Source organism: Gordonia sp. NPDC003425 (genome assembly GCF_053588635.1).
Map to the genome: position 1 here is coordinate 32,042 of NZ_JBSFQI010000022.1, position 12,575 is coordinate 44,616.

Genomic DNA, 12,575 nt, shown 5'->3' on the forward strand with positions numbered 1-12,575 from the left:
GTCTCGTGGGGAGGTTGCAGTCCACCGGATGCCCGGTTCGAGCCCGCGGCATCGTGCAGAGGGGTAGTTGATGGGTCCAGCGCGCCGCCGACCGATAGCCACGCTCGTCGTCACCCTGCTCGCCGCGATCGGGCTGCTCGTTCCCGGGCACGCCGCTGCGGCGCCGTCCACCTGCGCGTTCGCGCCCACCAAGGTCAGCGCCGACTCCGGCTTCGGTGCTGCGGAGAAGTCCGATCCCTTCGCCACGCCGGCACCGTCGGATCACATCGGCGTCCTGGACGCCTTCAGCACCCTCTCGCCGCTGGTCAAGCAGCAGAACCTGGCCGAGACGGTGATCACCAACAACACCGCGTCGCCGCCGGTCGCCGAGTACGCCGTCGACGACAACTACGCGATCGGGGGACCGGCGATCTTCAATGCGCTGGGCTCCCGACTCTCCCCGGCGTTCTACGACGCCCTGCAGGCCGGTCAGTTGCCGAAGACCTCGCAACTGCTGCTCGGTGAGAATGCGCTCGTGGGTGAGCGGGTCTCCACGTCGAAGGAGAAGAAGCACTTCGACTACAAGCGGCCGTTCGAGGTCGCGCCCGGCCTCATCCGGCATTACGGCGACGGTCGGCCCGACCTCTACGAGTCGGTCCGCGGTAGCGGGTCGTACCCCTCCGGGCACACCACGTGGGGATACACGCAGGCCTTCCTCATCGCCACCATGCTCCCCGAAGTCGGTCCGCAGGTGCTGGCCCGCGGGGCCGAATACGGGTATCACCGCATCGTGCTGGGCGTGCACTACCCGCTCGACGTGATCGGCGGCCGGATGATGGGCGAGGCCATCGCCAGTGAGGTGATCGCCGACCCGCACTTCGCCACTCTCCTCGCGCAGGCCCGCACCGAACTGCGCACCGTGCTCGCCGCCCGCGTCGGCGCGCCGATTGGCCGGATCGTGGCCTGCCAGCAGCCCTACGTCGGCACCGCGGACGCGCTGAGCAGCTACCGGCAGCGCTCGACGTATTCCTTCCTGCCGACCGGGCCGGTGACGCCCGTGCAGGTGCCCGCGGGTGCGGAAAATCTGATCCGCGCCGCCCATCCGGGCTGGTCCACCGCGCAGTTGCGGGACCCGCTCGCCCGCACCGCGCTGCCGGGCGGTTACCCGCTCGACAAGTCCGGTCCGCAGGGCGGCTGGCAGCGCCTCGACATCGCGCGAGCGTGGACCGCGGGCTGAATCCGGCAGGTCACGCGAACGTCAGGTCGAGCGCGCGTCGCAGGTCGGCGATGAGGTCGACGGCGTCCTCGAGTCCCACCGACAGCCGCAGGTGCCCGAGCCGGCGAAACGGTTCGGGATAGGCGGCCACTCGCGGCCCATCGGTGCCGACATGCACAATCAGCGATTCGTCGTGCCCCAGCGACACTGCCGAGGTGATGATGCGCAGGTGGGAGACAAACCGGTTCTGGGTGGCCGGGTCGCCGTCGACGGCGAGCGCCATCATGCCCCCGAACCCGCGGCCGCCGAACTGCTTGGTCGCCAGTTCATGCTGTGGATGCGTCGCCAGCCCCGGATAGGCGACGAAGGCGACGCGGGGGTCTGCGTCGAGGAACTCGGCCACCGCCTGCGCCGAGGATTGGTGTTGCGCGAGCCGTAGCGGCAGTGTCACCGACCCGCGCTCGATGAGCCAGGCGTTGAACGGCGAGATCACCCCGCCGACGTCGACCATCGCCTGCGATTTGATGTCAGAGATCAGGGCGCGGCGACCGATCACCGCGCCGCCCATCGCGTCGCCGTGCCCGTTGATGTACTTGGTCAGCGAATGCACCACCAGATCGGCACCGTCACGCAGCGGCCGGTAGAGCGGCGGGGGAGTGTAGGTCGAATCGACCATCAGCAGCGCGCCCGCGGAATGGGCGATATGGGCAAGAACGGCAATGTCGGCGACCTTGGTGGTCGGATTGGCGATCGCCTCGGTGATCACCAGACGGGTCGTCGGGCGTAGCGCGTGGGCGACCGCCGCGGGATCGGCGACGTCGACGAACGTGGCATCGATGCCGTACTTGCGTGGTAGCAGCTCCGTCCACAGCTTCCAGGTGGCCTCGTAGGTGGTGTCGGAGACCACCACGTGGTCGCCCGATTGCAGCAGCGTGAAGAACACCGCGTGCAACGCGGCCACCCCGGACGCCAGCGCGACGGCATCCTCCCCGCCGTCCATCGCTGCCAGTTTGCGTTGCAGCGCAAGCTGATTGACGCCGGAGTTGCGGGTGTAGAGCAGGCTGTCGGTGCCCGACCAGTCGGCCTTCTCGGGCTCCGCGGACAGGTGATACGAGTTCGCCATCGTGATCGGTGTCCGGATTGACGGGCCGGAGTCGTCGTTGCCGCTGTGTACGGCGACCGTCATGTCGCCCGGCGATCCGGGTTCACTCATCGGCATGTCTCCTCCTCCGTGCGTACAAACGACGAGTGGCCCGGACTGGGTCCGGGCCACTCGCGAGTGTAATGCGCTACCGCGCAGGCGGTTTAGCGCCTCAGGTGTACAGGTCGGCGATCGCCTGCTGGTAGGAGGAGTGGATGATGTTGCGCTTGAGCTTCATCGTCGGCGTGAGTTCCCCGGATTCGATGGTGAAGTCGGTGTCGAGCACGGCGAACTTCTTGATCGCCTCGGCCTTGGACACCTTGGAGTTGGCGTCGGCAACGGCGGTGTCGATCTCCGCGCGCAACTTGTCGTTGGTGGCGAGATCGGCCAGCGACGTGTCCTCGGGCAGGTGATGACGCTCGAGCCATCCGGGCAGCGCCTCGGGGTCCAAGGTGATCAGAGCGGCGATGAACGGCTTGTTGTCGCCCACCACCAGACACTGACTGACCAGTGGATGCGCCCGGATACTGTCCTCGAGCTGCGCGGGTGAGACGTTCTTGCCGCCGGCGGTGACGATAAGCTCCTTCTTGCGGCCGGTGATGAACAGGAACCCGTCGTCGAGGTGGCCGATGTCGCCGGTGTGGAACCAGCCGTCACGAATGGCGTCGGCGGTGGCGTCCGGGTTATGCCAGTACTCGGTGAACACCACCGGCCCCTTCAGGAGCACTTCGCCATCGTCGCCTATGCCGACGCTCATACCGGGGATCGGTCGACCCACCGAGCCCACCTTGATGTGTGCCTCGTTGTTGGCGGTGACCGCTGCGGTGGTCTCCGACAGTCCGTACCCCTCGTACACGGGGATGCCGGCACCGCGGAAGAAGTGCCCGAGCCGCGCGCCGAGCGGAGCGCCACCGGAGATCGCGCCTTCGCAATTGCCGCCGAGCGCCTCGCGCAGCTTCTTGTAGACCAGGACATCGAACAGCGCGTGGCGGGCCTTGAGGAGCAGTCCGGGGCCGCCGGTGTCGAGTGACTTGCTGTACTCGATGGCGGTGTCGGACGCCTTCTCGAAGATCGCTCCCTTGCCGCCGTCGTAGGCCTTCTGCTTGGCGGAGTTGTAGACCTTCTCGAACACCCGCGGTACCGACAGCACATAGTTCGGCTGGAACACCCCCAGGTCGGCGACCAGATTGGGGATGTCGCTGGTGTGTCCGAGCACCACCGAGTTCTCGATGCACGCGACGGCAACGACGCGGGCGAAGACGTGCGCGAGCGGCAGGAACAGCAGGGTGGTCTTGCCTTCGGTGAGTCCGGGGCCGACGGCGTCGCGGGTGGCTGCGCATTCGGCCAGGAAATTGGCGTGGGTGAGCACCACGCCCTTGGGGCGCCCGGTGGTCCCCGAGGTGTAGATCAGGGTTGCCGCATCCGACGACAACGCGTTCGCATGGCGCTGATCGAGTTCGGTGTCGGACACCTGGGCGCCGCGCGCAGCGAGGTCGTCGACGGCGCCGTCGTCGATCACGAACGTCTCGCGCAGTTCGGGTGCGGCGTCGGTGACCTCGCGGAGCCGGTCGCGGTAGGTGTCGTCCTCGACGAACAGGACGGTGGTACCGGAATTCTCGAGGATGTATTGGACCTGGTCGGGCGCGGATGTCTCGTAGACCGCGACCGTCACGGCCCCGGTTCGCCAGATCGCGTAGTCGATGAGACTCCACTCGTAGCGAGTGGCCGACATGATCGCGACGCGATCGCCGGGCACCACACCCGAGGCGATGAGCCCCTTGGCCAGCGCATCCACCTCATCGGCGAACTGCTTGGACGTCACGGTGGTCCATTCTCCGGCCACTCGTCGACGCAGCGCCGGCAACGTCGGCCGCTGTTCTCGGTGCCGCAGGATCGCGTCGACCGTGGTGGCCTTCTCCTCGATCGTGAGGTTCGACGGGGTGGTGTATTCCTGCATGTCGCTCCTGATTCAGAACACGGCAAATGGGGCAAGCGGCAACGCTTGCGTTTCGGGGGCAAGTGATACGAGACTACCAGCAGTAGTGGCGTGCATCACATTCTGGGGTCGTTGTCGCCTGCGCTCGATGCCACTGTGGGGCACCCCGCGGTTTACAGTTGTCTCGATGAATGCGATACCCACGCCATGACCGACTCACCCGTTGCCGACGCGTCGCCCACCGAGCCCGCCGCAACGCTGACCTTCGACGATCTCGACATCGACCCCCGTGTCCGTAGCGCCATCGCGGAGGTCGGCTACGAGACGCCGTCGCCGATCCAGGCCGCCACCATCCCGCCGCTGTCCGCGGGACGCGACGTGGTGGGGCTCGCGCAGACCGGCACCGGAAAGACCGCGGCCTTCGCGATCCCGATCCTGTCGCGGATCGACCCGTCGCAGCGACGCCCGCAGGCCCTGGTGCTCGCGCCCACCCGTGAACTCGCGCTGCAGGTGGCCGAGGCGTTCGGTCGTTATTCCGCGCACATGCCCGAGGTGCGGGTGCTGCCCATCTACGGCGGTCAGAGCTACGGAGTGCAACTCGCCGGCCTCAAGCGCGGCGCGCAGGTGATCGTCGGCACCCCCGGCCGGGTGATCGATCACCTCGACAAGGGGACCCTCGACATCTCCGAGCTCGATTTCCTCGTGCTCGACGAGGCCGACGAGATGCTGACCATGGGGTTTGCCGAGGATGTGGAACGGATCCTCGCCGAGACCCCCGACAGCAAGCAGGTGGCCCTGTTCTCGGCCACCATGCCCTCGGCGATCCGGCGTCTGGCTCAGCGCTACCTCCACGACGCGCAAGAGATCACGGTCAAGTCCAAGACCGCCACCGCCCAGAACATCACGCAGCGCTATCTGCAGGTCTCCCACCAGCGCAAACTCGACGCCCTGACGCGCTTCCTCGAGGTCGAGACATTCGACGCGATGATCGTGTTCGTGCGCACCAAACAGGCCACCGAGGAACTCGCCGAGAAGTTGCGTGCCCGCGGGTTCTCCGCAGTCGCGATCAACGGCGACATGGTGCAGGCGCAACGCGAACGCACCATCAACCAGCTCAAGGATGGTTCGATCGACATCCTGGTGGCCACCGACGTCGCCGCACGCGGACTCGACGTCGACCGCATCTCGCACGTCGTGAACTACGACATCCCGCACGACACCGAGTCCTACGTCCACCGCATCGGCCGCACGGGCCGTGCCGGCCGTTCGGGAAATGCCCTGCTGTTCGTGTCACCGCGCGAGCGTCACCTGCTGCGCGCCATCGAGCGGGCGACCCGCCAGCCGCTGACCGAGATCGGGCTGCCGTCGGTCGACGACGTCAACGCGCAGCGGGTGTCGCGCTTCGCCGACTCGATCACCGAGAACCTGGCGTCGGACAATCTCGACATGTTCCGGCAGCTGGTGGAGAACTACGCCCGCGACAACGATGTGGCGATGGCCGACATCGCCGCCGCGCTTGCGCTGGAGACCCGCGACGGCGGCTTCCTGATGGCTCCCGATCCGCCGGAGGGGCGTCGCGAGGAACGCCGTGAGCGCAAGCCGCGGGGCGCGGGAGGTGCTTTTGCGACCTATCGCATCGCGGTCGGCCGTAAACACAAGGTGTCTCCCGGCGCGATCGTCGGCGCCATCGCCAACGAAGGCGGCCTCACGCGGGGTGATTTCGGCAACATCAGCATCCGCGACGACTTCAGTCTGGTGGAGCTGCCCGAGAATCTCGATCGCGAGACGCTCGAGTCGCTGCGACACACCAGGATCGGCAAGAATCCGATCGACATCCGGCGCGACCAGGGCCCGCCGCGCGCTCGCGGCGGTAAACGCGGTGCTCAGGGGCAGCGCGGGTATGGACGCGAAGGCCACGGCAAACGCGGCGACACCTGGGGCAAGCGCAACACTCCCCACGTCGCCGGCCGCAGGCGCGGCTAGCGAACCGCCGCGCCTCCGGCGGCGCAGCCACAGCGCGACGTGCGACGTGTGGTGCGGAGCTTTACAGATTGAGATAAATCCGTAACCTCGGTTGAGGGAAGACGGGCCGCGCGGCCGCAATCGGCTTCCCCACAACGTAAGTCGAGAAGCACGATCAGGGAATGGTGAGTCACCAGTGTCAGTGGTGAATTCGATGTCAGCAGCCGAAGTACTGGACCACTACGAGCACGGACGTGCCGTGGTTGTCGACGCGCGACCGCAGGTTGTGCGCCACCAGGGCAGCCTGCCCGGTGCGGTGGTCGTCGAGCCGACCGACGTGTGCGAGCGGCTGGCGCCGACGCCGTCCGGCACTTTTCCGGTGATCCGTGACCGCGACACCGAGATCGCCGTCGTCTCGGTGAACTCGCAGGCGCCGCGGATCGCCGAGCAGATCGCCGACCTCGGCTACACCAACGTGCACTACGTCGACGGCGGGTACCCGGCCCTGCGAGGCAACACCCCGCGGTGAGTCGCCGGCCGGCGACAATCGGCCCGACGGCCCCCTGACCGGTGCCTTGATAGCGTTGAGCATCCGGTATTCACCTCAGGAGGTTGTCCATCGATGTCCGACGACGCTCCTGACCCCTGCGTCACCGATACCCGTCGGGATCAGGTGACCCGGCTGCTGGACTTCCTGCGGGAGCTGGTGCGCTCGCGCTCGGTGTCGGTCAGCGATGTCGACGCGCATCCCGGCGTGCTGTGGGTGGGTCGGGCAACGCCGGTCGGTGTGCGTATGTCGGCTGCGGCCGGCCAGGTGGTCATCGAGCGTGCTGTCGACGACCCGGCATACGACGAGCTGGCCGTCCTGGTCGACGAACTGCACAGTTCTCCCGAAACCTACGAGCTGGTCTTGGCCAACGCCCTGGTGACCGTCGTCGACGCCGAGGACGACACAGACCACCGGGTCCGCGAGCACCTGCTCACCCAGGAACTGGTCGCCGACCGCGACGCCGAGACGGGAACGATCCGGCTCTCCCTCGGCGCCGGGTCGGTGCCGATGATCCACGACATGCACCTGTTGGCCTCACTCGACGGCGTCGACCTCGCCGACACCCTCAAGGTGCGGGGCCGGGTGGCGGGGCTCACCAACGTGCTGATTCCGCAGGCCGGCGAACTCATCGACGACTGGCAGCAGCGGGTCCACCCGGGAGCTCACCGGATCACCGTCGACATGCGCCCCGCGGTGGTGCTGCGCGAACGCGGCAGCATGGCGTCGCTGCGCTTCTACGACACGATCCTCGCCTCGCTGCGCGACACCGACATCCCGGTCCCGATCGGGCTGGCGCAGCTGGTGGCGCCGATCGAGGCCGACGAGCGGCTGGCGGCGTTGGCCGACGGCGACGCGATGCCCGCCGACCGTTTGGTGGCCGACGCGCTGTTCCCACTCCCGTCCAACGTCGAGCAGCGCGACGTGTTCGCCCAGCTCGGCGTCGACAGCGGTGTGGTGGTCGAGGGACCACCCGGAACCGGTAAGACCCAGACCATCGCGAACGTGCTCGCGGCGCTGCTCGCCAAGGGACAACGCGTGCTGGTCACCAGCGAGAAGGCCAATGCACTGCGGGTGCTGCGCGACATCCTGCCCCCGGAGTTGCGGGAACTCACCATCTCGATCGCCGATGTCGCGACCGACCGCCACGAGGCGATCGTCGGCGGGGTGGGGGCGATCGCCGAACGCAAGTCCACGTACTCCGCGCGTGTCGCGGAGGCCGAGATCGACGATCTCGACAGCAGGCGACGGCAGGCACTCGACCGCAGAGAACGTGCACTGCGTGGCCTGTGGGACCTGCGGGCGGCCGAGACCGAGGTCCACGAATGGGTTGCCGGCGATTACCGGGGCACCGCCGCGCAGGTCGTGCGGCAGTGCAACGCCGACGCCGCCCGGTTCGACTGGCTGCCCGGCCCGCTCGACGGAGCGCTGCCGCCGCTCGACGACGCGGAGTTCGGCCGGCTTCTCGAACTGCTGCGTCGCACCGGCGGCAGCAGTGCCCGGCTCGCGCAACGCCTGCCGGCACTCGACGAATATCTCCCCGACACCGTCGAGATGGACGCGATCTGCGAACGGATCGCCAAGCGTCCCGCCGAACCCATGGTCGGCAGCGGATCGCTACTGTCGATCCTCGCCGACGTCGACAGCGATCGGCTGCTCCGGATCAAGGCGACGTGCGATCAGCTCGCCATCGCCTGTGCCGAGGTGTCCGGCTTCCCGCCGATGATCGTCGACATGGCCGACCGTCTGCTCTCCGGTCAGGCGGCACACCTGTGGTCCCGGGTCACCGCACTGTCACCACTGATCGCCGACGCCGCGCAGCGTGATCGGTCCATCGGTGTGCACACCGTCGTCACCGAGGGCGGGCGGCCGGGAGCGTCCGCGGTGTTCGCCGCCGCCGCCGAGCATTTCGCCTCGGGCGGACGGTGGCGGGGCAGGCTGCTGCGTTCCGACGAGCAGCGCGCGGTGGAGGAATCCGGGGTCACCGCCACCGTCGACGGCCGTGCCGCCACCGATGCGACGTCGCTGGCGCTGGTCGCCGATCACCTCACCGTCCTCGACGCGGTGCACCAGGTGCACCGGGTGCTCGCCGACCTGCACGTGCAGGTGGACACCTCCGGTTCACGGTCGGCGCAACTCGATCGCCTCGTCCGGCTCGACAGCCAACTCGCCTGGGTCTCCGAACTGCTGTTCACCCGGGATCAGCTGGTGCGCGAGCTGGAGGCCATCAGCCCCGGCGGACCGCGGCCCCGCACCGTCGGCGAGGTGACCGAGGTGGCGCATCAGGGTGCGGCGATCGCGGCCACCAACGATGCCGTGCTCGCCGAGCACGAACTCGCCGACCACGCCTACCGGCTGGCCACCGAACTCGAGCACGGGCCGTCACCGGAGGGAGACGCGCTGGTGGCGGCGCTGGCCAATGCCGACGCCGACGCGATCCGGACCGCGCGCCGCGCCCTGGTGACCGCCAGATCCGAGTTCGAGGATCAGGCGGGCCTTGACCTGCTGATGCTGCGGCTGCGCAGCAAGGCGCCCGACTTCGCGGCACTTCTCGCCGACACCGCCGACAACCCGGAGTGGGGGGCGCGGCTGCGCGAGGTGGGTGGCGCATGGTCGTGGCGCCGGGCCAGGAGTTGGGTGGCGCAACGCAGCGATCCCGAGGCGCAGACGCGGCTGTCGGCGGCCATCGACGAGGCCGACGTGGACATCGCGCAACTGACCACCAAGCTCGCCGCCGCTCGCGCCTGGCGTGCCTGTCTGGAACGCACCACGGTCGCGCAGGTGCAGGCGCTGCAGTCCTATCGCGACCACATGATCAACCTGGGCAAGGGATCGGGCAAGCACGCCAACAGGTTTCGTGCCGCGGCGCGCGATGCCATGGTGCAGGCGTCCTCGGCGGTACCGGCGTGGATCATGTCCACCGGCCAGGTTGCCGACATGCTTGCGCCGGAACCGAATTCGTTCGACGTGGTGATCGTCGACGAGTCCAGCCAGGCTGACATCACCAGCGCCTTCCTGCTGTGGCTGGCGCCGCGGGTGATCGTGGTCGGCGACGACAAACAGTGCGCACCCAGCGGGGTGACCGGCACCTCGCTCGACGAGGCGTTCGCCAAACTCGATTCCGCGTTGCCCGACCTGCCGCACTATCTGCGCGACGGACTGACGCCGAGGTCGAGCCTGTTCGCGTTGCTGCGCAGCCGATTCGGTCATCTGATCCGCTTGCGCGAACACTTCCGGTCGATGCCCGAGATCATCGAGTACTCGTCGCAACAGTTCTACCGCGGTTCCCCGCTGGTCCCGGTCCGGCAGTTCGGCGCCGACCGGCTCGAGCCGCTGCGCACCGTGCGGGTCGACGGGATCGCGACGGGATCGGGGCAGTCACTGACCAACGATGCCGAGGCCGAGGCGATCGCCGCGACGGTCGCCGACTGTCTCGCCGATCCCGCCTACGACGGCCTCGACGTCGGCGTGATCGCGCTGCAGGGCAGCAAACAGGTCGACGAGATCTCGCGCCGACTGCGCGAGCGCGTCGGCGAACAGGTGTGGCGGCAGCGCCGTATCCGGGTTGGCACGCCACCGGACTTCCAGGGCGACGAGCGGCACGTGGTGTTCTTGTCGATGGTGGTGTCCGACCCCGACGCGGTCAACGCCCTCACCCGCGCGGAGTCACAGCGGCGCGTCAATGTCGCCGCGTCGAGGGCGATGGACCAGATGTGGCTTTTCCACTCCATCGCACTCGACGATCTCGGCCACAGCGACCTGCGTTTCTCGCTGCTGGGCTACATGCAGGCCAATCAGGGGCCGACCATCGAACCGATGCCGGTCGATGTGCCCGGCGACCGTCGCGTACCGCCGTTCGACAGCCTCTTCGAACAGCGCGTGTTCAACCATCTCGCCGCGCTCGGCTATCACGTGACACCGAAGGTTGTGGTCAACAATCGGACCATCGACCTCGTGGTGACCGGTTCGGACGGGCGGATGGCCGTCGAATGCGACGGAGACGAATTCACAACCACCGGCGCGCAGGCGCGCTCCGACCTGGAACGCGAACGCGAATTGCGTCGGTGCGGATGGGAATTCGCCCGCGTGCGTGAATCGGAGTTCGAACTCGACGCCGACACCGCGTTGGCCTCGGTGGTCCGCGCGCTCGAATCCCGCGGGGTCAAGCCGGGATCGGTGTCGGCGACGGCGTCGCGCGATGCGGTCGCGTGGGAGCCGATCGACCTGACCGTAGGGGAGTGATCGCGGGATCAGCGCTGCCGCGCGGCGGCGATCAGGGCGGGCAGGCCGACCGCCGCGGTGGTCCGGATGCTGTGTGTGGCCCTGGATGTGAGGACCGTCGGTTCCGGATTGATCTCGATCAACGGCACGCCGCGGTCGGCGGCTTGTTCGGGTAGCGCGGCGGCCGGGTACACCACGCCACTGGTGCCCACCACCACGATCACGTCGGCGAGGTCGAACACCCGTTGGGCCCGTTCCCAGGCATCCGCGGGCAACGGCTCACCGAACCAGACCACGCCGGGGCGCACCGGAGACAAGCACACCGGGCACAGCGGTGGCTCGGCCGGCGACTCGTCGGTGGCGGTGCCCGGATCGGCGTCGGTGCCCTCGTAGGGGAGTCCACAGCGCGAACACCGAGGTTCGAACAGGCTGCCGTGCAGGTGGCTGATCACCGAACTGCCCGCCCGTTCGTGCAGGTCGTCGACGTTCTGGGTGACGATCTGCACCGCGGTGTCGTGGCCGAACTCGGCGAGCGCGCGGTGACCCGCATTGGGGGCGACCTCACGTACCCGGCGGGCGCGCCACTGATACCAGCCCCAGACGAGGGCGGGGTCGGCGCGCCAGGCCGCCGGAGTGGCCAGACTTTCGGCCTCGAAGTTGCGCCACAGGCCGGTCTGGGCGTCACGGAAGGTCGGCACACCGCTTTCGGCGGACATCCCGGCGCCGGTGAACACGGTGACCCACTCGGCGTTCGCGAGGGCCGCGACGGCGCCCTCGGGTACCTCGACCCCGGCCGTCTCGCCGTGCTCGGCGATCACGGCGACTCCGGCGAGTTGGTCAGTGCCGATCGCAGCGCCGCCGCGGTGGCGTCGGGGTCGGGATCGCGTCGTACCACCAGTGTCCTGGCCAGACGCAGTTTGTCGCCCTGCTGGCGGGGGACGACGTGCAGGTGTGTGTGGAACACGGTCTGAAAGGCGGCGCGCCCGTCGTTGACCACGAGGTTGACGCCGTCGGCGGGCCGGTCGGATGCAAGCGGCGCGCGTCGCAGCGCCGCGGCGACACGTTGTCCGGCACGGAAGAGGGCTGCGCCTGTTTCCGGATCCAGGTCGGCCAGGCCCGACGAATGGGTGCGGGGAATCAGCAGCGTGTGGCCGCGCGCGACGGGGCGGATGTCGAGGAAGCCGATCACGGTCTCGTCCTCGTACACCTTCCGTGCCGGCGCCGACCCGTCGACGATCTGACAGAAGATGCATTCGGTCATCCCTGCACCCTATCGGGGGTTGGGGTCGCGCCTTGTCCGGGCCGTCGCTGCCTCGGGCCGACAGTGTCGGCGGGCGGACGACACGACGAGTGCACCAGATCACATCACAATCTGATAACGGTCCCCAGGGGTGTCCCCGCCCATGTCATTTGCGGCCTCGAATTCGGCCCCAGCAGGGCGGATGGCGTGGCTTCGTGCGGCCCTCCCGGTCCGGCGAGAAGTTACCCGCGCGGTTACCCGTGGGTATACCCGAGGGTCACCAACAAACATGAGGAATCCCTCACTTTTGTGTGCCATGATGGGTCCCACGTT

General features: G+C 68.4%; 8 protein-coding genes. 4 read left to right on the forward strand and 4 right to left on the reverse strand.

Features of this window, described 5'->3' with window-relative positions; translation table 11 throughout:
• Positions 1 to 70: 70 nt before the first annotated feature.
• Complete coding sequence (locus ACWDTD_RS19375; RefSeq protein WP_449748765.1) at positions 71 to 1,216, forward strand: acid phosphatase; 1,146 nt, start codon at positions 71 to 73, stop codon at positions 1,214 to 1,216.
• A 10-nt stretch (positions 1,217 to 1,226) separates the two neighbouring features.
• Here ACWDTD_RS19375 and ACWDTD_RS19380 read toward each other — a convergent pair whose 3' ends face one another.
• Both ACWDTD_RS19380 and ACWDTD_RS19385 read right to left on the reverse strand, forming a co-directional pair.
• Positions 1,227 to 2,414 carry a trans-sulfuration enzyme family protein gene (locus tag ACWDTD_RS19380; protein ID WP_449748766.1) on the reverse strand — a complete coding sequence of 396 codons (1,188 nt, stop codon included), beginning with the start codon at positions 2,412 to 2,414 and terminating at the stop codon, positions 1,227 to 1,229.
• Positions 2,415 to 2,508: 94 nt separating this feature from the next.
• Positions 2,509 to 4,293: an AMP-dependent synthetase/ligase gene (locus tag ACWDTD_RS19385; protein WP_449748767.1), complete on the reverse strand. Its 1,785-nt coding sequence runs from the start codon at positions 4,291 to 4,293 to the stop codon at positions 2,509 to 2,511.
• A 186-nt stretch (positions 4,294 to 4,479) separates the two neighbouring features.
• Here ACWDTD_RS19385 and ACWDTD_RS19390 point away from each other — a divergent pair, with 186 nt between their 5' ends.
• From ACWDTD_RS19390 to ACWDTD_RS19400, 3 genes are all read left to right on the forward strand, one after another.
• Positions 4,480 to 6,255 carry a DEAD/DEAH box helicase gene (locus ACWDTD_RS19390; protein ID WP_449748768.1) on the forward strand — a complete coding sequence of 592 codons (1,776 nt, stop codon included), beginning with the start codon at positions 4,480 to 4,482 and terminating at the stop codon, positions 6,253 to 6,255.
• A gap of 175 nt (positions 6,256 to 6,430) precedes the next feature.
• On the forward strand, positions 6,431 to 6,763 hold the full coding sequence (locus ACWDTD_RS19395) for a rhodanese-like domain-containing protein (protein WP_449748769.1): 333 nt from the start codon (positions 6,431 to 6,433) through the stop codon (positions 6,761 to 6,763).
• A 93-nt stretch (positions 6,764 to 6,856) separates the two neighbouring features.
• On the forward strand, positions 6,857 to 11,023 hold the full coding sequence (locus ACWDTD_RS19400; protein ID WP_449748770.1) for an AAA domain-containing protein: 4,167 nt from the start codon (positions 6,857 to 6,859) through the stop codon (positions 11,021 to 11,023).
• 8 nt (positions 11,024 to 11,031) lie between these two features.
• Here ACWDTD_RS19400 and ACWDTD_RS19405 read toward each other — a convergent pair whose 3' ends face one another.
• Both ACWDTD_RS19405 and ACWDTD_RS19410 read right to left on the reverse strand, forming a co-directional pair.
• Positions 11,032 to 11,820 (reverse strand): SIR2 family NAD-dependent protein deacylase, encoded by a 789-nt coding sequence (locus ACWDTD_RS19405; RefSeq protein WP_449748771.1) that lies wholly within the window; start codon positions 11,818 to 11,820, stop codon positions 11,032 to 11,034.
• Positions 11,817 to 12,263, reverse strand: a complete 447-nt coding sequence (locus ACWDTD_RS19410; protein WP_449748772.1) for an HIT family protein — start codon at positions 12,261 to 12,263, stop codon at positions 11,817 to 11,819. The genes ACWDTD_RS19405 and ACWDTD_RS19410 overlap by 4 nt, the downstream gene beginning before the upstream one ends.
• Positions 12,264 to 12,575 lie beyond the last annotated feature (312 nt).